23 protein-coding genes are annotated in these 25012 nt (G+C 57.2%); 12 read left to right on the top strand and 11 right to left on the bottom strand.

What is annotated here, in order from left to right:
- The first annotated feature begins 117 nt into the window (after positions 1–117).
- From KEHDKFFH_RS00715 to KEHDKFFH_RS00705, 3 genes are all read left to right on the top strand, one after another.
- Positions 118–2088: an acetyl/propionyl/methylcrotonyl-CoA carboxylase subunit alpha gene (locus tag KEHDKFFH_RS00715; RefSeq protein WP_104320148.1), complete on the top strand. Its 1971-nt coding sequence runs from the start codon at positions 118–120 to the stop codon at positions 2086–2088.
- On the top strand, positions 2085–2912 hold the full coding sequence (locus KEHDKFFH_RS00710; protein WP_104320147.1) for an SDR family oxidoreductase: 828 nt from the start codon (positions 2085–2087) through the stop codon (positions 2910–2912). Before KEHDKFFH_RS00715 ends, KEHDKFFH_RS00710 begins: the two co-directional genes overlap by 4 nt.
- Before the next feature lie 63 nt (positions 2913–2975).
- A complete protein-coding gene (locus KEHDKFFH_RS00705; protein WP_104320146.1) occupies positions 2976–4805 on the top strand; it encodes a long-chain-acyl-CoA synthetase in 1830 nt (609 codons plus the stop codon).
- Positions 4806–5347: 542 nt separating this feature from the next.
- Here the strand turns inward: KEHDKFFH_RS00705 and KEHDKFFH_RS00700 are convergent.
- Together KEHDKFFH_RS00700 and KEHDKFFH_RS00695 are read right to left on the bottom strand one after the other, a co-directional pair.
- Entirely contained in the window at positions 5348–6328 is a 981-nt protein-coding gene (locus tag KEHDKFFH_RS00700) for an NADPH:quinone oxidoreductase family protein (protein WP_104320145.1), read from the bottom strand.
- A 145-nt stretch (positions 6329–6473) separates the two neighbouring features.
- Positions 6474–7040 carry a BLUF domain-containing protein gene (locus KEHDKFFH_RS00695; protein WP_104320144.1) on the bottom strand — a complete coding sequence of 189 codons (567 nt, stop codon included), beginning with the start codon at positions 7038–7040 and terminating at the stop codon, positions 6474–6476.
- Between the two features lie 193 nt (positions 7041–7233).
- Here KEHDKFFH_RS00695 and KEHDKFFH_RS00690 point away from each other — a divergent pair, with 193 nt between their 5' ends.
- The 5 genes from KEHDKFFH_RS00690 (at position 7234) to KEHDKFFH_RS00670 (ending at position 11941) form a co-directional block, all read left to right on the top strand.
- Positions 7234–7851: a trimeric intracellular cation channel family protein gene (locus KEHDKFFH_RS00690; RefSeq protein ID WP_104320143.1), complete on the top strand. Its 618-nt coding sequence runs from the start codon at positions 7234–7236 to the stop codon at positions 7849–7851.
- A gap of 151 nt (positions 7852–8002) precedes the next feature.
- On the top strand, positions 8003–9301 hold the full coding sequence (locus KEHDKFFH_RS00685) for an NCS2 family permease (protein ID WP_104320142.1): 1299 nt from the start codon (positions 8003–8005) through the stop codon (positions 9299–9301).
- A 30-nt stretch (positions 9302–9331) separates the two neighbouring features.
- Positions 9332–9874: an adenine phosphoribosyltransferase gene (locus tag KEHDKFFH_RS00680; RefSeq protein ID WP_064228603.1), complete on the top strand. Its 543-nt coding sequence runs from the start codon at positions 9332–9334 to the stop codon at positions 9872–9874.
- 23 nt (positions 9875–9897) lie between these two features.
- Positions 9898–10560 carry a fumarylacetoacetate hydrolase family protein gene (locus KEHDKFFH_RS00675; protein WP_104320141.1) on the top strand — a complete coding sequence of 221 codons (663 nt, stop codon included), beginning with the start codon at positions 9898–9900 and terminating at the stop codon, positions 10558–10560.
- Between the two features lie 49 nt (positions 10561–10609).
- Positions 10610–11941: an ABC1 kinase family protein gene (locus KEHDKFFH_RS00670; RefSeq protein ID WP_104320140.1), complete on the top strand. Its 1332-nt coding sequence runs from the start codon at positions 10610–10612 to the stop codon at positions 11939–11941.
- Here the strand turns inward: KEHDKFFH_RS00670 and KEHDKFFH_RS00665 are convergent.
- Positions 11938–12615, bottom strand: a complete 678-nt coding sequence (locus KEHDKFFH_RS00665; protein WP_104320139.1) for an SIR2 family NAD-dependent protein deacylase — start codon at positions 12613–12615, stop codon at positions 11938–11940. The two genes, KEHDKFFH_RS00670 and KEHDKFFH_RS00665, sit on opposite strands and share 4 nt — an antisense overlap.
- Entirely contained in the window at positions 12615–14018 is a 1404-nt protein-coding gene (locus KEHDKFFH_RS00660) for an FAD-binding oxidoreductase (protein WP_104320469.1), read from the bottom strand. Before KEHDKFFH_RS00660 ends, KEHDKFFH_RS00665 begins: the two co-directional genes overlap by 1 nt.
- A gap of 190 nt (positions 14019–14208) precedes the next feature.
- Between KEHDKFFH_RS00660 and serA the strand changes: the two genes are divergently transcribed.
- Complete coding sequence (gene serA / locus KEHDKFFH_RS00655; RefSeq protein WP_104320138.1) at positions 14209–15438, top strand: phosphoglycerate dehydrogenase; 1230 nt, start codon at positions 14209–14211, stop codon at positions 15436–15438.
- Between the two features lie 67 nt (positions 15439–15505).
- Here the strand turns inward: serA and KEHDKFFH_RS00650 are convergent, their stop codons facing one another.
- Positions 15506–16162 carry a YiaD family glycine zipper/OmpA-like lipoprotein gene (locus tag KEHDKFFH_RS00650; RefSeq protein WP_104320137.1) on the bottom strand — a complete coding sequence of 219 codons (657 nt, stop codon included), beginning with the start codon at positions 16160–16162 and terminating at the stop codon, positions 15506–15508.
- A gap of 37 nt (positions 16163–16199) precedes the next feature.
- The gene (locus KEHDKFFH_RS00645) at positions 16200–17207 is read right to left on the bottom strand and encodes an alpha/beta hydrolase (RefSeq protein ID WP_104320136.1); all 1008 of its coding nucleotides are present in this window, start codon (positions 17205–17207) and stop codon (positions 16200–16202) included.
- A 77-nt stretch (positions 17208–17284) separates the two neighbouring features.
- Between KEHDKFFH_RS00645 and KEHDKFFH_RS00640 the strand changes: the two genes are divergently transcribed.
- The gene (locus KEHDKFFH_RS00640) at positions 17285–18178 is read left to right on the top strand and encodes an alpha/beta hydrolase (protein ID WP_104320135.1); all 894 of its coding nucleotides are present in this window, start codon (positions 17285–17287) and stop codon (positions 18176–18178) included.
- On the opposite strand, the gene KEHDKFFH_RS00635 is transcribed toward KEHDKFFH_RS00640, so the two are convergent.
- Both KEHDKFFH_RS00635 and KEHDKFFH_RS00630 read right to left on the bottom strand, forming a co-directional pair.
- Entirely contained in the window at positions 18156–18410 is a 255-nt protein-coding gene (locus KEHDKFFH_RS00635) for a GIY-YIG nuclease family protein (RefSeq protein ID WP_104320134.1), read from the bottom strand. The genes KEHDKFFH_RS00640 and KEHDKFFH_RS00635 overlap by 23 nt on opposite strands.
- 13 nt (positions 18411–18423) lie before the next feature.
- On the bottom strand, positions 18424–19329 hold the full coding sequence (locus KEHDKFFH_RS00630; protein ID WP_104320133.1) for a DMT family transporter: 906 nt from the start codon (positions 19327–19329) through the stop codon (positions 18424–18426).
- A gap of 170 nt (positions 19330–19499) precedes the next feature.
- Between KEHDKFFH_RS00630 and KEHDKFFH_RS00625 the strand changes: the two genes are divergently transcribed.
- Positions 19500–20603: a TRAP transporter substrate-binding protein gene (locus KEHDKFFH_RS00625; RefSeq protein ID WP_104320132.1), complete on the top strand. Its 1104-nt coding sequence runs from the start codon at positions 19500–19502 to the stop codon at positions 20601–20603.
- Here the strand turns inward: KEHDKFFH_RS00625 and KEHDKFFH_RS00620 are convergent.
- From KEHDKFFH_RS00620 to KEHDKFFH_RS00610, 3 genes are all read right to left on the bottom strand, one after another.
- The gene (locus KEHDKFFH_RS00620; RefSeq protein ID WP_104320131.1) at positions 20577–21380 is read right to left on the bottom strand and encodes a mechanosensitive ion channel family protein; all 804 of its coding nucleotides are present in this window, start codon (positions 21378–21380) and stop codon (positions 20577–20579) included. The genes KEHDKFFH_RS00625 and KEHDKFFH_RS00620 overlap by 27 nt on opposite strands.
- Positions 21381–21390: 10 nt before the next feature.
- A complete protein-coding gene (locus KEHDKFFH_RS00615) occupies positions 21391–22557 on the bottom strand; it encodes a hypothetical protein (protein WP_241956399.1) in 1167 nt (388 codons plus the stop codon).
- Positions 22558–22691: 134 nt separating this feature from the next.
- Entirely contained in the window at positions 22692–23531 is an 840-nt protein-coding gene (locus KEHDKFFH_RS00610) for a 23S rRNA (adenine(2030)-N(6))-methyltransferase RlmJ (protein ID WP_104320129.1), read from the bottom strand.
- A 192-nt stretch (positions 23532–23723) separates the two neighbouring features.
- Between KEHDKFFH_RS00610 and KEHDKFFH_RS00605 the strand changes: the two genes are divergently transcribed.
- Positions 23724–25010, top strand: coding sequence for an imelysin family protein (locus KEHDKFFH_RS00605; RefSeq protein WP_104320128.1), 1287 nt, complete (start codon positions 23724–23726; stop codon positions 25008–25010).
- Positions 25011–25012: the final 2 nt, after the last annotated feature.

Raw genomic sequence — 25012 nt, 5'->3', positions numbered from 1 at the left:
AAATGTCGGCGGCCACGGATGGCCGACGCCAAGCGCACATGGATGTGCTCGTAGCGGTTTCCTGAAAGCCTCCCCACGCCCGCTCGCGGACTGGCACAAAACAATGAGACCAGCACCATGCTAAAGAAACTGTTAATAGCCAACCGCGGCGAAATCGCAGTTCGGGTTATCCGCACTGCCAAAGCTCTGGGTTACCGCACCGTGGCCGTCTACTCCAAAGCCGACGCCAAAGCCATGCACGTTGAACTGGCCGACGAAGCCGTCTGCATTGGCCCAGCTCAGGTGTCCGCCTCCTACCTGAACAGCGATGCTATTCTTGAAGCCGCCCGCAAAACCGGAGCCGACTGCATCCACCCCGGCTACGGCTTCCTCTCCGAAAATGCCGCCTTCGCCAACGCCTGCAAAGACGCCGGCCTGGTCTTCGTTGGCCCGCCAGCATCGGCCATCGAGCTTATGGGCAGCAAGCGCCGATCCAAAATCGCCATGCAGGAAGCCGGAGTGCCCGTGGTGCCCGGTTACGAAGGCAACAACGCCAGCGACGACGAACTCATCGCCGCCGCCAAAGACATCGGCTACCCCCTGATGATCAAAGCCTCGGCCGGCGGCGGCGGCCGCGGTATGCGGTTGGTTGAAAGCGAATCCGAGCTGGCCGACAACATCAAACGGGCCCGCTCCGAGTCGAAGCAGGCCTTCGGCGACGACGAGTTGATCCTCGAGAAAGCCGTGATCGAGCCTCGACATGTGGAAATTCAGGTGTTCGCCGATAGCCACGGCAACGCCGTCTATCTGGGCGAGCGGGACTGCTCTGTACAGCGCAGGCACCAGAAAGTAGTCGAAGAAGCGCCCTCCCCCTTTGTGACACCGGAACTGCGTCAGGCCATGGGCGAGGCTGCGGTCAAAGCGGCCCTGGCCTGCCATTACGAAGGTGCCGGCACCGTCGAATTTCTGGTCGACAAACACCGGAATTTCTATTTCCTGGAGATGAACACCCGCCTGCAGGTGGAGCATCCGGTCACCGAGCTGATCACCGGCCAGGACCTGGTGGCCTGGCAGCTCACCGTCGCTGAAGGCCGTGAGCTACCGCTCACCCAGGATGAGATCCAGCTGAATGGCCATGCAATTGAAGTGCGGCTCTATGCCGAAGACCCTGCCCAGGGTTTTACGCCCCAGACCGGCCCCCTTTATGCATTTGAACCTGCCGAGGGAGAAGGCCTTCGATACGACACCGGTGTTCGTTCCGGAGACAGCATCACGCCCCACTACGACCCAATGCTGGCCAAGGTCATTGCCTGGGGCCAGAACCGCGATGAAGCCCGTCGCCGCCTGATCCGAGCTCTGGAGGACACCAGGGTGTTCGGCGTGACCACCAACCGCCACTTCCTGAGCCGGATCATCGCTAACGACACCTTCGGTGCAGGCGAAGCTACCACAGCCTTCCTGCAGCAGGCCTTCAGCGATGACCCGTCCCTGCAACCGCAGACTCTGGACATTCGCCAACTGGCCCTCGCCGCTTGCGTACTCGACCATGGCAGTTCAGGCCAGAGCGCCTGGAGCAATGCGCCGGCTACCATGACACCGATCAAGCTGGAAAGCGGTGACACCACTGTCGAGTTACTGGTAACCCGCAGTGGCAACCGGTTGACGTTCAATATGGGTGAAACCCGCCACACCCTGGTGCTGGAGAGCCAGCGCGATGGCCTGTTATGCATAATCGACAACGGCATTCGTCAGACTTGCCAATATCACCGCCAGGGCGATTCTCTATATTTGCAGGCGTTCGGGCAATCCTGGTCGGTGCGGGATGTGACCCACCAGCCTGCACAGGGCGCCGGTGGTGCCGGCAGCGGCCGAATCCAGGCGACCATGGATGGCGCCATCATCGATGTATTGGTTGAGGCTGGCCACAGCGTTCGCCAGGGCGATACGCTGGTGATTCTGGAAGCCATGAAAATGGAGCATCCAGTGAAAGCCGACCGCGACGGCGTTGTCGGGGAGGTTCATGCCAGTAAAGGCGACCAGGTCAAACGAAGCCAGTTGCTGGTTGAGATTACCGCCAACGAGACGGCCGAACAGGAGAGCAACGCATGAGCACATTGCGTAACCGCACCGTTTTTATTACCGGCGCCAGCCGGGGCATCGGCCGGGCCATTGCCCTCGCCTGTGCCCGACAGGGCGCCAACGTGGTGATCGCCGCCAAATCGGACACGCCACACCCGAAGCTACCCGGCACCATCCATACCGTAGCTGAGGAAGTGCGCGAAGCCGGCGGCCGGGCACTGCCCCTGGTTCTGGATGTCCGGGATGAGAAGCAGATTCGCCAGCGTATCGATGAAGCTGGCGAACATTTTGGCGGCATCGACGCACTGGTGAACAACGCCGGCGCCATCCGGCTGACCGGGGTGGAAAAGCTCAAGGTCAGCCGGTACGACCTGATGCATCAGGTCAATGCCCGGGCGGTGATGGCCTGCAGCCAGGCCGCCCTGCCCTGGCTGAAAGAGTCGGACCAGGCCCACATCCTGAGCCTGTCGCCGCCTCTCAACCTGAATACCCGGTGGTTCGCCCAGCATGGCCCCTACACCACCACAAAATACGCCATGACGATGCTGAGTCTGGGCATGGCGGAGGAATTCAAGCGTTACGGCATCGCAGTTAACACACTGTGGCCGAAAACCCTGATCGCCACGGCGGCAATCGAGTTTGAAGTGGGCGGCCCGAAGATGATGGCCCAGGGCAGAAAGCCGGACATCATGGCCGATGCCGCCGTCAGCATCCTGAACCGGTCGCCTGACACCATGACCGGGCAGAACCTGATCGACGAGGACCTACTCCGGCAGGACGGTATTACTGACTTCGAGCATTACCGGTACGAACCGGGCGACAAGCCCCTGATGCCGGATCTGTTTCTGGACTGAGCCCAAGGCATGCGTTGTTACGGGCTCATAGTCCACACAATAAAAGGGACCAATGGAAAGACCATGAGCCAAGACAACGTATCCGCACTGGACATCGCCCGCAGCCTGCCCGGCGTCATTCGTCGCCTGCCAGCCATTACCCGGGGTTTGTACTACTACTCCCTGAAAGATCAGAATCGGGAACTGACCCTGGGCACACTCATCGAAAGCAACGCCGGGAGTGTTGGCAATCGACCCGCTATCCTGTTTGAGGACCGCTCAATCACCTGGAGCGAGCTCAATGGCTGGGCCAACCGAATCGCCCGCTACCTGCAGGACCGGGGGCTCGCCAAAGGCGATGCCATTGCATTATTTCTGGAGAACCGTCCGGAACTGCTTGCCGTGGTGGCCGGCGCCGCCAAACTCGGTGTCGCCTGCGCCATGCTCAATACCTCCCAGAAAGGCAAAGTACTCGAACACAGCATCAACCTGATTGAACCGAAAATGGTTGTTGTGGGCGAAGAGCTGACTGAGGCCTTTGACGGCATAAAAACAGGGATCAAGACCGACCATCCGCAGCCATTCCAGTTTCTGGCGGATACCAACACGTTAAACGCCTTTGGCGATTCTCCGGCCGGCTACGCCAACATGGCCAGTGAAGTAAGCACCTTCAACAGTGATGAGCCGGTTCTGAGCGATCCCCCGACAATGGGTGACACAGCCATCTACCTGTTCACCTCCGGCACTACCGGCCTGCCCAAGGCCGCCCCGGGCTCGCACCGAAAGTTCATCAAGGCCTATGGCGGCTTCGGCCTGATGTCTCTGGCCATGAAACCGGAGGATGTTCTCTACTGCACCCTGCCCCTCTACCACGGCACCGCGCTGCTGGTCTGCTGGGGTTCCGTGCTGGCCGGCGGCTCCGCTATTGCCCTGCGCCGCAAGTTCTCCGCCAGTGCCTTCTGGGACGATGTTCGCCGCTACCACGCCACCACGTTCGGCTATGTCGGCGAACTCTGCCGCTACCTGTTGAATCAACCGCCGAGCGAGCAGGACCGGAACCACAGCCTCACCAAAATGATCGGCAACGGCCTTCGCCCCTCCATCTGGAAAGAATTCAAAGAACGCTTCGGCATCGAAACCGTGGCGGAACTCTATGCCTCCAGCGAAGGCAACATCGGTTTCAGTAATTTCTTCAACATGGATAACACCGTGGGTTTCTCCACCGCCCCTTACAAGCTGGTGAAATTCCACGATGGCACTCGGGATCCAATTCGTGACGACAAAGGCTTTATGAAGGAAGTGGCCAAGGGCCAGCCCGGCCTATTGATCGGAGAGATCACCGAGAAGTGGTCGTTTGAGGGCTATACCCAGCAAGACGCCACGGAAAAATCCATCCTCCGCAACGCCTTCAAGAAAGGCGACGCCTGGTTCAATACCGGCGATGTCCTGAAAGAAATCGGCTGCGGCCATCTGCAGTTCGTTGACCGCATGGGGGATACCTTCCGCTGGAAGGGCGAGAATGTCTCGACGACGGAGGTGGAAAACATCATCGACGGCTCAGGATTGGTCGAGGAAGCTATCGTCTACGGCGTGGAGATTCCCGGCACCAACGGCAAGGCTGGCATGGTAACCCTCGTACCTCAGAGCAATGGCCGGGCGTTCGACGCCAACAAGTTATTCAAGTATCTCCGGGATAACCTGCCGGCCTACGCAGTGCCGGTGTTCGTGCGAGTAACCCAAGCCATCGAGAAAACCGGGACCTTCAAGTACCGGAAGGTGGATATCCAAAAAGCGGGTTATTCGCTGGGAGACTCCAGTGACAACATATACGCCTGGTTGCCTCGGACTGACGGTTACACCCTGCTCACTCCGGAGTTGGTTTCGGAGATTGATGGTGGGAATGTTAGCTTTTGAGATTAGACCGGTCGTTTTGCCCTAGCCTTATTGATTCGGGGACTGCCAGCTTCGGGACATCTGCCCAAAAACCGCTACGAGCACGTCCATGTGCGCTTGTTTCGGGCCATCCTTGGCCCTCTACATTTTTGGGCAGATGTCCCGAAGCCGGCGCTCAAACCTCGGAGTTATAGTCCGGTAGGTCGGATTAGGCGCAGCCGTAATCCGACACATACACACAAGCCCATTGGATTCGTTGTCGGATTACGACTTCGTCTAATCCGACCTACAAAATGCAAGGGTGTCAGGCTTTGATATAGTCGATACCTCTCTCAAGCCAGAAGTTGCCGGTTGGAAGCCCTTCCCAAAAATGTCGGCGGCCATGGATGGCCGACGCCAAGCGCACATGGGTGAGGCCGAGCGTTTATGAAGCGAAGCTTCATGCGACAGCCGAACGACAGCAATCTGTGATTGCTGGCTGGACGCCGTAGGGGTGCTCGTAGCGGTTTTTGGGAAGGGCTTCCAACCGGCAACCTCCCAAAGCTTTCAGGCTCCGATAAAACTCAGGAGCCGACCTTAAGCACCACCTTGCCCGTCGCCTTGCGCTCGGTCAAAGCTCCCAGCGCCTTTGCGTAATCCTCGAAGTCGTAAACCGCACTGATCTTCGGATCAATTTTGCCTTCGGCATAAAGCTTCATCAGCTCCATCATGTTCTGGGCACTGGCCTCTGGTTCGCGTTGGGTAAAGCTGCCCCAGAATACGCCAACCACGGAACAACCCTTCAGAAGGGTCAAATTCGCCGGGATCTTCGGGATGTCACCGGCGGCGAAACCGATGATCAGGTGGCGGCCATTCCAACCCATGGCACGGAGGGCCTGTTCGGTGAAGTCACCGCCAACAGGGTCGTAGATCACATCCACGCCCTTGCTGTGGGTTAGTTTCTTGACGGCGTCTTTGAGAGGCTCTTCGGTGTAGTTGATCAGCTCGTCGGCGCCGGCTTCCTTGGCAACCGCAAGCTTTTCGGCGGAACTGGCGGCCGCAATGACCTTTGCGCCCATGGCCTTGCCGAGCTCGACCGTCGCCAGACCAACGCCGCCGCTCGCGCCGAGTACCAGAAGCGTCTCACCAGGCTGAAGGTTGCCGCGCTGTTTGAGCGCGTAGTAGGAGGTTCCGTAAACCATGGTGAAGGCGGCGGCTTTTTCATCAGACATGCCATCAGGGACTGGCAGCAGGTTCTGCTCCGGCACAATCACTTCCTCGGCAAAAGCGCCATAACCGGTAAGCCCTGCGACACGGTCCCCCACTTTGAATCGGGTTACCTTGTCACCAACCTCAATAACCTCACCCGCCATTTCACCACCCGGGGAAAAAGGCAGACTCGGCTTCAACTGATATTTGTTTTCAATAATGAGGGTGTCCGGGAAATTCAGGCCGGCGGCTTTTACGCGTACTTTTACACCGCGGCCTTTCACCTCAGGACTGGGAACATCTTCAATGGCCAGCTTCTCGGCCGGGCCGTATTCCTTACAGAGGATGGCTTTCATGAGCTCTCCGTTCTTGTTTGATCAGGTTTGAGGCGCGATTTGCCCGCGCTTGATACCCGTCAAGCTAAACAGAGTCTTATCATGAAGCAAATAAAGTTCTTTTATCCAAACGCATAAGCCAGGCTTATTGCTCACAGCGATTCCATCAGAGCATGGTCCCGCCGATCACCAGAGCCCCTACTAGAACCAGGCCAGCCACAATCAGGCCCACTTTCATCCCGGAGGACAACACCTGGGGCGCATCGCCGACGGATTTACGATCGTCACGTCTACCCAGATTCTGATCCTGGCTGGAGTTGCGTATGAGTTCGATCATTTTCTCACACTGATCCGATGTGAAAGAGGAGGGCTCAAAGGATTCCAGCCCCTGCTCGTCCAGAAACTTCCGGACATCCCGGGACAGCGGCACATACTTCATAGACCAGTTGCTAAAGGTCCGGCTTGAGAGCGGCTCTTCAATGAGAGTCACGACGTTCCGATGGCGCTCATCTTTCAGAATACGATCGTAGGTCCTGCGCACTGCATCTTCATCACCTTCCAGATACTGGAAAAAGCGGTCGTTTCCGTAATAAAGACCACCGACCAAATGGTCCTTGGCATTGTTCTTACGAGAAGTCATCAAAATTCGCGCGACGTGAGGCTCTACACCTTTTTCCACCGGCTTGGCTTCGAACGTGGCTTCACTGGCATAGGCCAGACGCATCAAGGACATAACAACTCCGTACAACAGGATAGAGGTAAGATGAATGCAAGATACGCTTGAAAGTGTCGTTATGGATCACAGTCCCGGCTGGCCATACGACCTTCCAGACCAGATCTGTAGATGAAAAAAAGGGGGTTTTCCGCTATCCTCCGCCCTCAAAACTACTCCATCAGGCCATTCTTCGCCTCTCCCGGATTTCGCCATGTTCGACATCATCTACGTTCTTGAAATGATTGGCATCGTCGCATTCGCAATTTCCGGCATGATCGTGGCCCGCGCCAAGAATATGGATCCTGTGGGTGTGTTTACCATCGGATTTATCACTGCACTGGGCGGCGGTACCTTGCGGGACCTGATCATGGATAACCATCCGCTCTACTGGATCAAGCATGAGGAACAGCCCATGCTGATTCTGGCGATGGCTATTGTCTTCAGTTACTGGAAACGGGCTGAGCGGCTCCGAGAGTCCAGAATCATCTTTCCGGACGCCATCGGACTCGGGGTTTTTTCCATTCTTGGTGCCCAGCTGGCTCTTGACCTCGGACACTCGTGGTTTGTCGCCTCCCTGCTCGGGGTCATGACCGGCACCTTTGGCGGCGCACTGCGAGACACCCTGTGTAACGAAGTGCCCTACATCTTCCGCAAGGACCAGATCTACGCGTCCATTTCCTTTGCCGGTTGCTGGCTGTACTTCGTGTGCCAGTGGTTCCTTGATAACGAAGCTCTGCCCCTGGCCATCGGCCTGCTTTTCATCGTGATTGCGCGCATGCTGGCCGTACGGTTTGATATCCGGCTGCAGCGGGATCCAAACGGCAGCTAACAGCTTCTTGAGCTTGACGAACTGTCAATCATCCCTTGGCCTGGGACAGATGAGCCGGTAATATTGCCGTTTTTTCACGCAATTCACGATTTCCGCACAGACCAGACTTCCAAACACTAACTTTCAGCATCCTGTGAGGCAGACACCCGTCATGCTTGAACGACTGTTCCAACTCCAGGCCCACGGCACCACTGTTCGTAAAGAAGTGGTTGCGGGCATTACGACCTTTTTGACCATGGCGTACATCATCGTGGTCAACCCGAGCATCCTGTCGTCCACCGGCATGGACTTCGGGGCTGTCTTCGTTGCGACCTGCCTTGCAGCCGTTATCGGCACCCTGATCATGGGACTCTGGGCCAACTACCCGATCGCTCTGGCGCCGGGCATGGGGTTGAACGCCTTTTTCTCCTTCACGGTCGTTGGCAGTATGGGCTACAGCTGGCAGGTGGCATTGGGAGCAGTGTTCATTTCCGGCTTCCTGTTCTTCCTGCTGAGCATTTTCAAGGTTCGCGAATGGATCATTAACAGCATCCCCTTGTCCCTGCGCTTCGGCATTTCTGCCGGCATTGGCTTCTTCCTGGCCCTGATTGCGCTCAAGAACGCCGGCATTGTAGTGGATCACCCCGCCACGCTCGTGGGACTGGGCGAAGTGAAGGTTGCAGAGAGCCTGCTGTTCTTTGGCGGCTTCCTGTTGATCTGCGCGCTGTCTTTCCGGCAGGTCACCGGCGCCGTCATGATTGGCATTATCGCGGTTACCGGCGCTGCCATGGCGCTCGGGATGGTGGAGTACAAAGGCTTTGTTTCCGCCCCGCCCAGCCTGGCACCGACCTTTATGCAGCTGGACCTGGCCGGCGCTCTTAACATCGGCATGATCAGCGTGATCTTTGCCTTCCTGTTTGTCGATTTGTTCGATACGTCCGGCACGCTCATCGGAGCCGCCCAGCGCGGCGGACTGCTGGACAAGGACGGCAAGTTGCCACGTCTTGGCCGTGCTCTGATGTCGGATTCGGTTGCGACCATGTCCGGTGCTGCCCTCGGTACCTCGACCACCACCAGCTACATCGAGTCCACTGCGGGTATTTCCGCCGGTGGGCGTACCGGCCTGACAGCTGTGGTTGTTGCCGCACTGTTCCTGGCGTGTCTGCTTCTGTCACCCATTGCCAGCATCATTCCTGCCTACGCCACCGCCCCGGCGCTTCTTTACGTTGCGGTTCTGATGGCCAGCGGCCTCAAACTGATTGACTGGGATGACGTAACCGACGCGGCTCCGGCAGTAGTCACCGCCCTGATGATGCCGCTGACCTTCTCCATCGCCAACGGTATCGCCTTGGGGTTCATCACCTACGCCATCCTCAAAGCGCTGAGCGGCCGCTGGGCGGATCTGAACGTCAGTGTTGTTATCATTGCCGTTGTCTTTGTTCTGAAATTCATTTTCCTGGATGCGGCCTGATCCGCGTCCAGAGCATTAACCGGAACGTTTATGGACTATTTTTCTGAGAGCATCAAAAAGGCCATTCGCACGGTCCCCGACTGGCCGAAGCCCGGCGTGGCCTTTCGCGATATCACTACGGTACTGCAGGACAAGACTGCCTTCCGGAAACTGATTGATGCCTTTGTACACCGCTATCACGGCCACAAGATTGATGCCGTGGCAGCGGTAGACGCGCGCGGATTCATCATCGGCTCGGCACTGGCCTATGAGCTCAACGCCTCTCTCGTGCTGGTCCGAAAGAAAGGCAAGCTGCCCTTCGATACCCTGGTGGAGGATTACGAGCTTGAATACGGAACGGCCTCCGTTGAGCTGCACAAGGACGCGTTCAAGCCGGGAGATAAAGTAGTTCTGGTGGACGACCTGATTGCCACCGGTGGCACTATGCTCGCCGCCACCCGGCTGATCCGCCGTATTGGCGCGGAAATTGTGGAAGTAGCCGCCATGATCGATCTCCCGGATCTCGGCGGCTCACGCAAGCTGCAGGACGAAGGCCTTCAGGTTTATACTGTTTGCTCATTTGAAGGGGAATAATCCACAGCAAACAGGAGGCGACCATGCAGGATTACCAACACCACTGGAAAGACGGCACGCCCGTTCACCTGCCGCTGGGGAAGATCGTCTGCATTGGTCGCAATTACGCTGAGCATGCCCGGGAGCTCAACAACCCGGTACCGGATGAACCCCTGCTGTTTATCAAGCCCGCAACCTCGGCGGTGCATCTCACCCGCCCCCTGGATTTCCCGAGAAACCAGGGCGCGGTTCACTTCGAGACAGAACTGGCTGTTCTCATCGGTCGCCCTTTAACCCGGGCGTCAGCCAGCGAGGCAAAATCCGCCATCCTCGGCTACGGCCTGGCGCTGGACCTGACCTTGCGGGACCTGCAAAGCACGCTCAAGGAGAAAGGCCAGCCATGGGAACGGGCCAAGGGCTTCGATGGTGCCTGCCCGCTGTCGCCATTTGTCTCAGTCGATAAGTTTTCCGGTGGCCCCATCCACTTCACACTGGACATCGATGGCAGCCGCCAGCAAACCGGTGATAGCGGAGACATGCTCAACCCGATTGTGCCTCTGATCGCCCATATCAGCAGCCAGTTCACCCTGCTGCCGGGGGATGTGGTGCTGACGGGCACTCCGAAAGGCGTTGGACCGCTGATCTCTGGCCAGACGCTCTCGCTCGAACTGGAAGACCTGCTGTTCGTGGAGACCAAAGTGGTTTAACGTGCAGGGCCGGCTAAACCCAAATCCGGTCAAAGGCGTACATCTGTTTATGGCAAAGAAACCGGTAACCTCCCGACGTGGTCGCTTCTTCAAACTCGCTGGCATGACTGCCTCTGTGGCAGGGCAGTATGCAGGACAGCGGGCGCGCCGACTATTCCGCTCAGAGAATGATGAAGGCGCACAGAGCGAAAGCTATACCCGCATGGCCGACCAGATTGCCGACACCTTGGGCGAACTGAAAGGAGCGGTCATGAAGGTGGGGCAGATTGCCTCCCAGACTCAGGATTTCCTACCCAAGGAATTCTCGGACGCGCTGGAAAAGCTCCAGAAAGAAGCGCCGCCCATGCCGTTCGAAGTCATCGTGGAGCAGATCGAATCGGAACTGGGTAAACCGGTATCCGAGCTCTTTGAATACCTGCAGGAAAAACCCTACGCCGCCGCTTCCATTGGCCAGGTGCATCGGGCCCGGCTTCACGATGGCACCGATGTTATCGTAAAAATTCAGTATCCAGGCGTGGATGAATCCTGCGATTCCGATCTCAAACAGCTACGTATGGCCCTGAGGCTCGGTGGCCTGCTCAAAATGCCCAAGGAGTCTGTCGACCGGTTGTTCGCTGAAATCCGGGAGCGGCTCAAGGAGGAGCTGGATTACGAGAACGAAGCGAGAAACATAGAACTGTTCCGAGAGTTCCATAAAGACCAGCCCTGGGTCCTCATTCCTGCCGTGGCTAAGAGCCATTCAACCCGCCGGGTACTGACACTGGAGCTGGTTGAAGGTGATCATGTCAGCAAGGTCACCAAGGAACGCTACGACCAGGACACCATCAACCTGATCGGCCATCGGATCTTCACCCTGATGGCCGATCAGCTTTTCCGTTTCCAATGCATCCATGGCGATCCCCACGCGGGTAACTTTGCCTACCGCCCTGACGGCTCGATTATCATGTACGACTTCGGCTGCGTGAAAAAGCTAAAGCCGGAAATCATCGACGCCTACCGGAACGCCCTGGTTTCAGCCCTGGATGAGGATTACGAAGCGCTGGATCGCCACCTGATTGACCTTGGCGCGAGGGTCGGCAGCCAGCCAGCGGTAGATGAAGCCTACTACGCCATGTGGCGTGATATTCTGGTAGTACCTTTTGAACAGCGCGACGTACCTTACGACTTTGCCGAGGCCGACATCCACAAGCGCGTGGCAGAAAAGACCAGCACCGTGTTCAAATACCTGGACTACTTCAAGCCGCCGGTGGAAAGCATCTTTATCGACCGTATGATTGCCGGGCATTACTGGATGCTGAAAAGACTGGGTGTTCAGGCTGCATTTCGGGAAGAGCTGGAAAGATACCTTCAGATTTCCGAGCACGCTGGCGCGGAGAGCTAGCGCAGGCTACTCACCCACTCGGCCATCCCCTCGCTGGCTCCTTTTCGAATAAACCGGGCCCGGGACACCGAAGCAGGCTCTCCAGGGTCGATCACCGTGATGGGCACGTCCCTGTCCACTTCGTAAACTAGTCCGGCAGCCGGATAGACCTGGAGCGAGGTACCGACAATCAGCAGATGATCAGCCGTACGAACAATGTCGGCGGCTTTTTCCAACATGGGAACTTCCTCACCGAACCAGACGATATGGGGGCGAAGCTGGGCCCCGCGGTCGCAAGTGTCACCCGGATTGATATCGCGGTAACCGATCTCGTAGACGAGCTCCGGGTACTTTGAACTGCGGGCCTTGATGAGCTCGCCGTGGAGATGGATTACGTTACTGGCACCGCCACGTTCGTGGAGGTCGTCCACGTTCTGGGTGACCACGGTGACCCGGTAGCGTTGTTCCAGTTCCGCAAGCATGCGGTGGGCCTGATTGGGTTGCGCGGTTTTCAACTGGCGCCGACGATCATTGTAGAACCGCAACACGAGTTCCTGGTTCCGGGCAAAGGCCTCGGGCGTGGCCACATCGTAGACACTGTGCTGCTCCCACAATCCTCCGTTGTCCCGAAAGGTGGAGAGGCCGCTTTCGGCGCTGATGCCAGCGCCTGTCAGTACAACGATATGGTCCTGCATCAGTCGAAGATCTTGCCCGGGTTCATGATGCCCTTGGGATCAAATACCTGTTTGATCCCCTTCAGATAGGCGATCTCCGCCTCACTGCGCGTGTAGTGCAGATAGGGCTTCTTGGTCATACCCACGCCGTGCTCGGCTGACACACTGCCCTGGTAGCGCTCGACAATCTCGAACACCCACTTGTTGACCTGCTGGCACTTCTCGAAGAAATCCTCGTTGGTCATATCTTCTGGCTTGAGGATGTTGAGGTGCAGATTGCCATCGCCGATATGGCCGAACCAGATAATCTCAAAGTCAGGATAATGCTCGGTGACCACCGCATCGATTTCCTGAAGGAAACCGGGAACTTTGGAAACCACCACGGAAATGTCGTTCTTGTAGGGCGTGCGGGGTGCGATCGACTCGGAAATCCTCTCCCGCAACTGCCAGAGATTCTGGGCCTGGGTTTCGCTCTGGCTGATAACACCATCCAGCACCCAGCCGTTCTCCACGCACTGCTCGAACAGGGCCATCGCGTCGTCCATCACCTGGTCGGAGACAGATTCGAACTCCATTAGTGCGTAGTAAGGCGCCTCGGTTTCAAACGGCGCCTGTACCTGGCCATGTGCCAGCACATGTCCCATGGCCTGATGGGAGAAGAATTCGTAGGCGGTAAGGTCAATCTTCTTCTGGAAGGTTTGTAGCACATCCATGGTGTTGGTCAGGTCGTTCAGACCAAGTACCAGTACCGTTAGGTTGTCCGGTTTACGGGACAGCTTCATGGTGGCTTCGGTGATAAAGCCCAGAGTGCCCTCTGCGCCGATAAACAGATGCCTGAGATCGTAACCCGTGTTGTTCTTCTCAAGATCCTTGTTCAGATCCAGAATATCGCCCTTACCGGTCACAACCTTGAGACCGGCAACCCAGTCCCGGCTCATGCCATAGCGGATCACCTTGATACCGCCAGCGTTGGTAGAGAGGTTGCCGCCGAGTTGGCTGGAACCGGCGGAAGCAAAGTCCACGGGGTAATAAAGACCATTCTCTTCGGCAAAATTCTGCAACTGCTCGGTAACAACGCCCGCCTGACAACGGACGGTTCGATCGCTGGCGTTGAAATCCAGAACCTGGTTCATGTTATCGAACGCCACAACCACTTCGCCGTTGGCCGCCACCGCGCCAGCACTCAGACCTGTCCGACCGCCGGACGGCACCAGTGCCACCTCATTCTCGTTGGCAAACTTCACCAGAGCCTGAACCTGCTCGGTGGTCTTGGGCAACGCGATCGCCAACGGCTTGGGTGGATAGATCTTGGTCCAGTCCTTGCCGTAGGTGTCCAGATCCGCCGGATCGGTCAGCACCTTGCCGGGTGCATTGCCGTTAGCCATCAGGTCTTTGAGGGAAGCAATGATCTGTTCAGCATTCATGGAATTTTCGGTCTCGTCAGGTTTGGGCCGGAGCATCCTGCAACAGGAATCACAGACAGTTGATTCAGGCAAACCGGCGCGCTGTGAAAATCTGCGTTTATGGTATCATACCGCCCCTGTTCTGTGAGCCAGCCCCGACGATCACTGGCCACAGGTCATTTCACGTGACGAAAGGTTCGGAAGCAAGCCCATGTCAAATACGTCTCTTGAGAAGAGCAAAATCCGTATCCTGCTGCTGGAAGGCGTGCATCAATCTGCCATTGATACCCTGAACGCTGCGGGCTATACCAACATCGAGTATCTGACTCACTCGCTGGCCGAGGAAGAGCTGATCGAGAAGATTGCCGACGCGCACTTCATCGGTATCCGCTCGCGCACCCAGCTGACCGAGAAAGTATTTGAAGCCGCCAAGAAGCTGGTGGCCGTGGGCTGTTTCTGTATTGGCACCAACCAGGTGGATCTGCAGGCCGCCACCCGGCGCGGCATTGCCGTCTTCAACGCGCCCTTCTCCAACACCCGGAGCGTTGCCGAACTGGTTCTGGCCCAGGCCATCCTGCTCCTGCGCGGTGTTCCGGAGAAAAACGCCAAGGCCCATCGCGGTGAATGGCTGAAGTCGGCCAAGGACAGCTACGAAATCCGTGGCAAGAAGCTGGGCATCATCGGTTACGGCAACATCGGCACCCAGTTCAGTGTCCTGGCCGAGGGCCTGGGCATGGATGTGTACTTCTATGATGTAGTCTCAAAACTGTCGATCGGTAACGCCACCCAGGTGGGCACGCTCCAGGAGCTGCTGAATATCGCCGACGTGGTCAGCCTGCACGTGCCGGAAACACCGGCCACCAAGTACATGTTCAAGGCTGAGCAATTTGCCCAGATGAAACCCGGCAGCATTCTGATGAATGCCTCCCGTGGCACGGTTGTCGACATTGACGCCCTGGCTGACGCCCTGGGCGGCGGCAAGCTGCTGGGCGCAGCCATCGACGTGTTCCCGGTTGAACCCAAGTCCAACGACGAGGAATTCGTGTCTCCGCTGCGGGAATTCGACAATGTGATCCTGACCCCGCACGTGGGTGGCTCCACCATCGAAGCCCAGGAAAACATCGGTCGCGAAGTGGCGGAAAAACTGGCCATGTACAGCGACAACGGCACGTCCGTTTCTTCCGTGAACTTCCCGGAAGTGGCCCTGCCGTCACACCCCAACCAGCACCGCCTGCTGCACATCCATGAAAACGTGCCCGGCGTGATGTCCGAAATCAACCAGGTATTCTCCGAGAACGGCATCAACGTTTGTGGCCAGTACCTGCAGACCAAGGAAGACATCGGTTACGTGGTCGTGGATGTGGACAAAGAGTATGGCGAGCTGGCACTTGAAAAGCTGCTCAAGGTGAAGGGAACAATTCGCTGTCGCGTCCTGTTCTGATTCACGGCCTGGCACAAAAAAACCGGAGCATTTGCCCCGGTTTTTTTATGTCAGCGAAGCGCCCTGTTTACTGCATGGGCACCAGTGTCAGCTCAACACGACGGTTCTGCTCGCGCCCTGCCGCGGTATCGTTGGTCGCCACAGGGTAGCGTTCACCGTAACCAACAGCCCGCGTTCGCTTGGGCTCAATGCCCTGATTCAGCAGGAAGTCACGTACAGAAGAGGCGCGACGCTCGCTGAGCAGCTGGTTATAGCTGTCTGAGCCGGAGCTGTCGGTATGCCCCTCGATCTGGATAATGGTCTTGTCATATTCCTTCAGAACCAGACCCACAGACTCCAGGGTGCCACTGAATGACGGCTTGATCGTCGATTCATTCAGGTCGAAGGTGATGTTGCCCGGCATCACCAGCTCAATCTCGTCGCCATTACGCACCACGCGCACACCGGTGCCTTCCAGTTTGCGACGCAGCTCGGCTTCCTGCTTGTCCATGTAATAACCAATGCCGCCGCCAATGGCCGCACCACTGGCTGCGCCGATCAAGGCCCCTTTACCACGATCACTCTTGCTGGATGTTGCCGCACCAACGGCAGCGCCGCCAATGGCGCCAATGATACTGCCCTTGGTTGCACTGGAGGTTTTCTCCTCGCCGGTATAGGGGTCATAGGTCATGCAACCACCGAGACCGACAGTGGCCACTGCAAACGCGAGTATTGTCTTTTTCACAACTATCTCCTGTGCATGATGTTCCTGGCAGAGACCGCTAGCGGGTCTTTGATGCCGAGTTCGTGAATGTATCAATGATGGTATTGAATACTGTTGCCTGCAAATCCTGGGCTTCATTCACAAGATGATGACGTCCGTCAGGGATTTTCAGTTCCTCCACCGAGGAAAATTTATTCCGGATAATACGCAAATTGTGTTGCCAGTCGACTGTCAGATCTTTTTCACCCTGCACGACCGTTACCGGAAAGTCCACGGGCCGGGCGGATTCGATGTGGGGCACCCATTTTCGCAATGCACTTACCCAGTCCACATGCACCGCCCTGGCCTGGAGAGGATCATGCTCCCGCAAAAAACGAAGGAATCGGCTATTGCCACTGTTCTCCGCGAACACTCGCCGCCACCGCGATACAAACGGTTTAGCGATACTATGGAGCACCTTTGCTCCCAACCAGCCCGCAGGTCTCACCAGCGGCGCCAGGAGCACCACTTTCCGGAAGTCGGAAGTCTGCTGATTGTGCTGGTTGGACAACAGGTAGTCGATCAGGATCGCACCACCAGTGCTCTGACCGACCGCAAACCAGGGCTGACGCACCTTTTCTCTGACCTGAGCCATAACGTCTGCCAGAACCCCCTGGTACTCCAGAAAACTGCCAATCGCCGCCGGCGTACCGCTGGAGAGGCCGTGTCCTGGCTGATCGTAAGCCAGGACATCAAAGCCGGCTCCCAGACAGCGATCGATCAACTGGCTGTACAATCCAACATGATCGAAATAGCCGTGCAGAATAAACACTGTGCCACGCTCAGTTGCCTGCTCTGGCAACCGGAAATAGTGCACCATGACCTCATGATCAGATGCGTTGACGTAACCCTGATGGTAAGCAACGTCCGGATGCTCTACCCAGAGATCCAGGCCGTAAAAGCGGCAATAGGCCACCATTTCATCACTGAGATCCCGTGAGCCGGTCGGGTTGAACGGTTCGAGTCTGTCCAGGAGCGAGTGCCTGTCCCAATCCGGTATTTCTATGGTATCTGTTTTCCAGTACACGTAGAGTTAAACGCCTGTCATGAATGAGTTATAAATTTTGGCCTCCAATCCTAACCCATAGCAGGGGAAAGACACAGATGTTGCAACAGCTTCTGGAGACTGCGTTGCGCCAGACCATGAACCGGTTGGTCAGACCGGTTCTTACCCCGGCAGTACCTGTTTCGCTCCAGCGACGCATTGTGCGTCAGGCTTACCGGAGTTCTACGCCACCCCGAGGGGCAAGCTTCGAAAACACCAGGGTGGGCGGCATTCCGGCCACCAGCACCAGTTTTGGCAACAAACCTCACGGCGCCGTTCTCTATCTGCATGGCGGTGGCTATATCATCGGTTCCTCTGCCACGCATCGGGGCATAACCGGGCACCTGGCCAAAACCAGCGGTTGCACCATAGTCACACCCGATTACCGGCTGGCGCCGGAATTCCCATTTCCCGCCGCTCTGGATGATGCCGAAGCCTGTTGGAACGGGCTGCTCGAGGAAGGCTTTAAACCGGGGCAGATTGCCATCGCTGGCGATTCCGCCGGTGGCGGCCTCGCCATCGCCCTCGCCATGCAGCTGCGCGACAAAAACCAGCCACTTCCTTCATCTGTCACGGTGTTTTCACCCTGGATAGATCTCACTCAGGAAAAGCTCTACGCACCCGAATGTGAACCAGTGCTCCAGGCCAGTTGGACCAGCAAGGCGGCAAAACTCTATGCCGGTCAGGAATCCCTGACCAATCCACTGATATCACCCATTTTCGGGGATCTGAGCGGCCTGCCCCCTTTGCTGATCCAGGTGGGCAGCCAGGAAATCCTGCTGAATGATGCCGAACGGCTGGCCGAGGCCGCAAACCGGCACGATGTGGAAACCTGCCTCGAGGTCTACAACAGCCTATGGCATGTTTTTCAGGTGCATAGCGGTCAGCTCGACCGTGCCACCGCCGCGATGGAGACCGCCGGCGAACACATCAAACGTCATCTGGCAGACTGACCTCACCCCGAGCCAGGGCCTCTTTCCTGAGCCGCGGCCACTGTTTTATGTGCCACTCCAGCCGTGAAGCCCGGCTTCGGTCTCCGGCCGGCGCGCTGAACACCAGTTCCAGTGGCCCTTTGCCCCTCAGAGCACGTGCTCCCCGAGGAGCGCCTCCCTGATGTTCAGTGAAACGCCGTTCAACGTCAGTGGTTATGCCGGTATACAGCGCCCCCCGTGCGGTTCGCACCATGTAGACAAACCAGCTAGCCAACGTTCAGGGCCTCTTCCCGATCCTTCACTTTTTTCTGCTGGATCCAGAGCCCCATCATGATCAGAACCAACCCGATGTAGGTGGAAGGCAGGATATGCTCACCCAGAATAAAATAGATAAACACCAGTGAAAGGAATGGCGAGATAAAAATCAGGTTGCTGACCTTCGAGGTGTTCTCCGCCTTCTTCATGGCGTAGGACCAGAGTACGAAAGCGATGCCCATCTCGAACACGCCAACATACAACGCAGCAGCAAGCGACGTTCCGGTGGCAAAGTTCAGGCCCTCCGTCCACCAGCAAATGAGCAGAATCACCGGCAGCCCGCACAGAAAATTCAGGAACAGGCCAACCACCGGATCACGGGTATCCCGGGTGGCAATAATCCAGTAGGACGCCCAGACCACAGTACTGCCCAGGGCGAGGGAAACCCCGAGCGGATCCTCGAAACTCAGGGAAGTCACGGCTCCACGGGTGGCAATCACCACCACCCCGGCATAGCAGATCAGGCCTGCAACAATATCCAGCTTGCGCAGCCGATGCCCTAGAAACGGTACCGACATATAGGCCAGCACCAGTGCCCAGGTGTAGTTCAGCGGTTGCGCCTCCTGGGCCGGCAACCGATCAAACGCGCCGAACAACAAAAAATAGTAGAGACAGGGATTGATCAGCCCCATACCGAAAGACTGGGCGTACTGTTTGCGACTGAGTGAAAACACCAGATGCCAACGCCCCTGAAGCATCAGAATAATGGCCATCACCACTACTGACGCGCTGCAGGCAATCAGCAGCATCTGAACGGGAGCCAGCTCTCTCAGGGAGAGCTTGAACGCGGTTGCCACTGTAGACCACAACAGCACCGTGCCCAGGCCATAGAGCATCGCCTGTTTCTGGTTTTTCATTCAAGGCCTCCTGCCAACCACTGAAACTCCATCGATTCTCTCCTTTCTCCACTGGGTCGTTTGGCCGACAGTGTAATCCAATCGAACCCTGTTACCCACGGCAGCGAGCATTCTTGTGTTACCTTGTATATCAATATCAAACAAGGATTGGGAAAACTGGAGTCCCCGCTATGCCCACCGCCCGTTTCAGGTTCTGGCCACTGAGCCTCGCATTGGCCATTGCACTGACCGGTTGCTCAGACAACCAGACCGATCGTGGGGACAAGACGTCCGAGGCACCGGAACCCCCCGAATATCCCGTCACCTGGCGCTTTGCCCTGGAAGAAATCGAAGGTAGCGTTCAGCACGCCTATGCTGAAGCACTGAAAGAGCGCATTGAAGATCGTTCTGACGGCAAGATTGAAGTCGATATCTTTCCCTATGGGTCGCTGGGTACTTCGGCTCAGCTTACTGAACTGGTCCGGAATGGTTCGGTCAGCCTTGCCTTCGCCTCTCCCGGACACCTTGCCAACACCATCCCGGAAGTCGGCCTTTTTACCCTCCACTATGTTCTGCCGGACGATCCCGAGGTTACCCGACAGGTTCTGGCAAGCCCGGAATTGCTCGATCTTTTTGAGCAGCCCTACGCCCGGGAGAACATGAAACTTCTGGGCTTTGTACCCGAGGGCTGGATGGCGTGGACCGCCAACAAGGCGCTCCGCACACCGGAAGACTTCGATGGCCAACGGATCCGCACCATGACATCCGACATGGCCGAGGAAGCCTTTCGCGCCTATGGCGCCGAACCAAGCCAGGCCCCCTATTCTCAGGTCTACAGCGACCTTCAGCTGCGCAAGATCGATGGCCAGAGCAACCCCGTTTTTGCCATCGAGGAAATGGATTTCTATGAAGTCCAGAGCACCATGACGCTCGCACGGCCGGCCCAGTTCGTTGCTTCAGTGGTTTCCAATCTTGACTGGTACAACGCATTGCCGGAAAACCAGCAACAATGGCTGGATAACGGCCTCAAAGATGTTGCACAGATTGCCTGGGAGACCCAGGAGGAACTTAATCAGACCCGGCTCGAAAAAATGCTGGAAGAAGGCCACCTGGAAGTCGTCCGCCTTACCGATGCAGAACGGGAGGCGTTCCGGCAGGCCAGCATGCCAGTGCGTGACATCTATCTGGAACGCACCGGCGAGAGTGGGCAGCGTATTTTTGAGCAGTTACGCCAGTTGATTAACGACACCGAAACCGGAAGTCAGGGTTCAGCGGGTTCCGGCGACGGGGACTGAGACAAAACTGACGCCTTCGGAGGCAAGCGCATTTGCTCCCTTCGCCGTCAACTCGGAAATGAAGCGAAATTGATCCTTCAACTCAACCGGGTAGGCCTTTAGCCGGTAACACATACCCCATGGCTTGTTGGACACCACCACCACGACAGGACGAAAAGTCCGGGTCAGAGGACAAGTGTAAGCCACATCCCGGAGAAGGCTCATAACCCGGCTGACGTCGTGGTGGGGCTCAAGATTGAACTCCGCCACGCACATCAGGTTGTCAGTACCGTCGTTGGCATTGGCAATCAGCGAAGCCCAGAGTTTACTGTGGGGGATTACCACCACGGTGTCATCGGGCGTAACCAGCTCGGCAGCCCTGGTGCCAATCGAGCGTACCTCCCCGTACTGACCGTCCACTTCGATCCAGTCTCCAGGGCGATAAGGCATTTCGTACAGGGTTACAATGCCGGCAATCAGACTGTTCGCATAATCCTTGAAAGCAAATCCCAGGGCCAGCCCCAACGCGCCAAAAATGGCAACCATGTTTTCAAACGAAGGCTCCACCAGTATCGGAACCACAATGATGATGGTCAGAACAATAATGACCAGCCTCAACAAAGGCACCGACGCCAGGATATAAAGCCGGGGTTTGCCGCCCAGTTTACCTGCGATTCGCGGGAACAGCTTCTGAATGGCGATGGTCAGGCCCGTTGCCAGCAGCACAACCAATAATGATTCCAGCAATGCTTGGGAAGTAATCGCTGAAAACGCCTCTCGAATGCCGAGATCACCCATGGCTCATCTCCTAAAAGGCGTCGACCGGGAAGCCCCAGCTCTGCAAGTGCCGACGAATCGAAGGGTATCCATGTGCAGTAATCCTCCAGCTAGCATCAGTGGCCTCGAACTCGATGAGTTCCAATCGCGCCAGCCGCGCCAGAACGAATCCCATCTCATGCTCTGCGACGCCGGTAACCAACTGCAAACTAGAAATGTCCAGGCCATCGTGCAGAAGCAAGGCATGCAAAAGCAGGCCAATGTTATCACCCTTGCTCTGGGGTACTGTCGGAAGACCTAGTTGATCAAAAGGGACAACCCAAACCCTGGCGACTCCGCCGCTGTTACCGGAAACCTCGCCAGACTCTTTGGTGTCTGTCTCTTCTTCCGGTCTGACCCTGAGCGCTCGACGCCAGATCGCCAACGCAACGCCCGGATTCCCCCTTGCGACGGAGGCGAGATCCCGGAGAAAGCCGCTGTGTTTGCGTTTTTTCCAATCACTCTCATCTGCCATCGGCAAAACCCATAAACCGTCGTCTGCCATTCGGGCGATGATTAACTTGTTGCTACCGCCACCAGCGAGAGACTCAAACCACGCACCGAGTTCCGCTGCCCCCATGGGCGAGGTTGTCACCGGCGCAAAAGGCGCATCGTCCAGGTAACTGGACCAGAATTGCCAGCACCAGCTCGAGCAACCAATAACGCCAGGTGCAAGCCCCCCGGCGGCAACCCGACGCAGTAATTCCCGAACCAGGGTCAGACCAGAAAGATGGCGCAACCAGAAATCAGCCAGCTCGGGAATCACCCAGGGTCTGGAAAGGTCCTGCCTGTCCCACCACTCCCGGGCGCCCTGGTCATCCAGAAGCAGGTTCTCGGGAGGCACGATCAGCGACCATTGTTTCGCCCCGCCATTATGCTGCGATTCAATTTGGGGAAAGCATTCAAGGGTGGGACGTATACCCGAAAACGGCGGCGCCACCAGTAACGTCACTCCATGGCAAACCAAATCGTTGGACATGGATTCTTCAAGGGCGCCGGACAATGTGCCAGCCAGTTCAAGGAAGTCGGGCCGGGGAGCAAAAGACTCAAGCTGCTCCACCGAAAGCTCCGGAAGGTTATCGAGGCTTTCAAATGTTTCTTTATCCGTTACAACACCCGCCCCAATCTGTGCAAGGGCATGGCGAAAAGAATCTTTCAATGACCGCCGCACCGAGGTCTCTGGCACTCTCCAATGCTCAACGGGGATGAGACCACCTGGCATCCCCACGGACTCTGACTTCTCAACCGGCTTTTCCTTCAACCCCTTCGCTCCCCCGCATCACGCCGCTTCAGCTACTCCGGCACCAGCCAATCAATCTCATGGGACAGATTCAAAATGTCCGACCCGGCAACGTCGTTCATCATTGCAGATAGCCGGGCATCAAAGCCCCAGGGCGGATTCACCACCAGCATGCCGGATCCGATCATGCCGCGCGCCGGCGGGTTGCTCAGAGAAACCTCACTGCACAGCACCTTGCGCACATCGGTATGTCTGACGGCCTCTTTCAGCTGCACCTGCAGTCCGCTGGTGAGAATCGGATACCAGACAAGATAGACCCCATGACGGCACTTTTGCCATGCTTTTCCCAGGGTTTCAGCAACGTCAACATAATCAGATTTGATCTCGTAGGAGGGATCAATGAGCGAAAGCAGGCGCGGCTGTTTCGGTGGCAACTGTTTCAGCAGCCCAGACAGGCCATCCTGCCTGAGCACGCGAATGGGTGCCCTGGAAGCCCAGCCTGCCAGCTGCTCGCTCTCGCCCGGATGAAGCTCAAAAAGCGTCAATGCATCCCCGGCCCGCAGAAAATGCTGGAACCACGCCGGAGACCCAGGATAAACGGAAAGTTCTCCGCTACCGGCATTGAATCCTGCCAGCACATCCAGAAAGGGCTTCCAATCCTCGGAACGAAGCCGATCTTTGGCGCTCCACAACTTCTGAACACCATCGTCGGCCTCTCCCGTCTTCCGGGCCCGCTCACCTCGCAGATCGTATATTGCGCTTCCGGCATGGGTGTCGAAACAGGCAATGCCGGATGACTTCGCCTGCATCATGGTCTGGACCAGCGCCAGAGCCCCGTGTTTCTGGACATCGGCAAAGTTACCGGCGTGGAAGGCGTGCAAATAACTCAACATACAAGAATAGCTCCCTGGTGACGTTGCAATTAGGCCCGAACACGGTTGCCCAGGGCAAGAGCACTATCGTCAATCCTGACCACACGGGTCCTTTCCCCGCTTGCGTTTCCATAAAATGGCACCCATAATCCTGAACGCTAATCTTTATTATTCGCACCACTATTACTACATCTGAAAAAAGGAATGACGTCCATGTTTCGTCCAGCCCCACTGGCGCTGACTGTTTCAGCCCTTCTTACCGCTGGCTGCGCCAATACGCTCTGGTCCTCTGAAGAATCCGACCCTGCAACCAAAGCTTCGGTAGTAAATCATTACGCCGACCTGGCGCACGCAAATTATGAAGACGCTCTGATCACCGCCCGCGCGCTGGACGAAGCCACCGATCGACTGATTGCCAACCCGACCGAAGCCAACCTGGCCGCCGCTAAAAAAGCCTGGCTTGCAGCGCGCGTGCCCTACCAACAAACCGAAGTATTCCGCTTTGGCAACGCTATCGTCGATGACTGGGAGGGCCAACTGAACGCCTGGCCGCTGGACGAAGGCCTGATCGACTATGTGAAAGCTGACGGATACCAGCATGAGCTCGGCAACGCCGGGGCCACCGCAAACATCATTGCCAGCAACAGCGTCAATGTGGGTGGTGAAACCCTGGACGTGACTTCGCTGTCTCCAGACCTGCTGGCGGAATTGAACGAAGTGGGCGGGTCTGAAGCCAACGTTGCTACCGGCTACCATGCGGTTGAATTCCTGCTTTGGGGTCAGGATCTCCACGGCTTTGAAAGCGGCGCAGGCGAACGTCCGGTCACGGATTATGCCCGTGGTGCTGATTGCACCAACGGAAATTGCGAGCGTCGCGGGGAATATCTGGATGCAGTGACCGACCTGCTGGTATCTGACCTGCAGTGGATGGTGGCCCAGTGGGCGCCGGGCGCCAGCGACAACTATCGCGCCGAGCTGACTGCGGCTGACGCCAACGAGGGTGTTCAGAAAATGTTGTTCGGCATGGGGTCTCTGTCCCTGGGCGAGCTGGCCGGTGAGCGCATGAAGGTAGCCCTGGAAGCCAACTCTTTCGAGGATGAGCACGATTGCTTCAGCGACAATACCCACAACTCCCATTACTACAACGGCCAGGGCATTCAGAACGTCTATACCGGCACCTACCGTCGTGTCGATGGCAGCCTGGTGACAGGTCCGTCCCTCTCTGACCTGGTTCAGCAAAGAAATCCCGAACTGGATGCCCGCCTGAACAACCAGCTGGACGCCTCCATGGAAGCTCTGGCTCTGATGAAGGCCCGTGCAGAGAGCAGCGAAAATCCCATGGCGTTCGACACCATGATTGCACCGGGTAATGCCGAGGGAACCCGTATCGTCAACGGTGCCATCATGGCGCTGGTCGCACAGACCGGCTCCATTGAGCAGGCCGCACGGGATCTGGGTATTGAAGCCCTGTCTCCGGATGATGCCGGTCACGCGTTCTGAGC

The sequence above is a fragment of the Marinobacter maroccanus genome, assembly GCF_002933275.1.
GTDB lineage: Bacteria > Pseudomonadota > Gammaproteobacteria > Pseudomonadales > Oleiphilaceae > Marinobacter > Marinobacter maroccanus.
The sequence above is the reverse complement of the archived record's forward strand: the minus strand, read 5'-3'. Positions and strand labels throughout refer to the sequence as shown.

Coding starts and splice junctions, on each gene's coding strand:
- KEHDKFFH_RS00620 (WP_104320131.1), bottom strand. CDS start 21,380: ATGGGTGATCTCGGCATTCGAGAGGCGTTTTCAGCGATTACTTCCCAA.
- KEHDKFFH_RS00695 (WP_104320144.1), bottom strand. CDS start 7,040: ATGTCCTTGATGCGTCTGGCCTATGCCAGTGAAGCCACGTTCGAAGCC.
- KEHDKFFH_RS00715 (WP_104320148.1), top strand. CDS start 118: ATGCTAAAGAAACTGTTAATAGCCAACCGCGGCGAAATCGCAGTTCGG.
- KEHDKFFH_RS00705 (WP_104320146.1), top strand. CDS start 2,976: ATGAGCCAAGACAACGTATCCGCACTGGACATCGCCCGCAGCCTGCCC.
- KEHDKFFH_RS00605 (WP_104320128.1), top strand. CDS start 23,724: ATGTTTCGTCCAGCCCCACTGGCGCTGACTGTTTCAGCCCTTCTTACC.
- KEHDKFFH_RS00625 (WP_104320132.1), top strand. CDS start 19,500: ATGCCCACCGCCCGTTTCAGGTTCTGGCCACTGAGCCTCGCATTGGCC.
- KEHDKFFH_RS00710 (WP_104320147.1), top strand. CDS start 2,085: ATGAGCACATTGCGTAACCGCACCGTTTTTATTACCGGCGCCAGCCGG.
- KEHDKFFH_RS00680 (WP_064228603.1), top strand. CDS start 9,332: ATGGACTATTTTTCTGAGAGCATCAAAAAGGCCATTCGCACGGTCCCC.
- KEHDKFFH_RS00660 (WP_104320469.1), bottom strand. CDS start 14,018: ATGAATGCTGAACAGATCATTGCTTCCCTCAAAGACCTGATGGCTAAC.
- KEHDKFFH_RS00670 (WP_104320140.1), top strand. CDS start 10,610: ATGGCAAAGAAACCGGTAACCTCCCGACGTGGTCGCTTCTTCAAACTC.
- KEHDKFFH_RS00690 (WP_104320143.1), top strand. CDS start 7,234: ATGTTCGACATCATCTACGTTCTTGAAATGATTGGCATCGTCGCATTC.
- KEHDKFFH_RS00635 (WP_104320134.1), bottom strand. CDS start 18,410: ATGGTGCGAACCGCACGGGGGGCGCTGTATACCGGCATAACCACTGAC.
- KEHDKFFH_RS00640 (WP_104320135.1), top strand. CDS start 17,285: ATGTTGCAACAGCTTCTGGAGACTGCGTTGCGCCAGACCATGAACCGG.
- KEHDKFFH_RS00700 (WP_104320145.1), bottom strand. CDS start 6,328: ATGAAAGCCATCCTCTGTAAGGAATACGGCCCGGCCGAGAAGCTGGCC.
- KEHDKFFH_RS00675 (WP_104320141.1), top strand. CDS start 9,898: ATGCAGGATTACCAACACCACTGGAAAGACGGCACGCCCGTTCACCTG.
- KEHDKFFH_RS00685 (WP_104320142.1), top strand. CDS start 8,003: ATGCTTGAACGACTGTTCCAACTCCAGGCCCACGGCACCACTGTTCGT.
- serA (WP_104320138.1), top strand. CDS start 14,209: ATGTCAAATACGTCTCTTGAGAAGAGCAAAATCCGTATCCTGCTGCTG.
- KEHDKFFH_RS00610 (WP_104320129.1), bottom strand. CDS start 23,531: ATGTTGAGTTATTTGCACGCCTTCCACGCCGGTAACTTTGCCGATGTC.
- KEHDKFFH_RS00630 (WP_104320133.1), bottom strand. CDS start 19,329: ATGAAAAACCAGAAACAGGCGATGCTCTATGGCCTGGGCACGGTGCTG.
- KEHDKFFH_RS00665 (WP_104320139.1), bottom strand. CDS start 12,615: ATGCAGGACCATATCGTTGTACTGACAGGCGCTGGCATCAGCGCCGAA.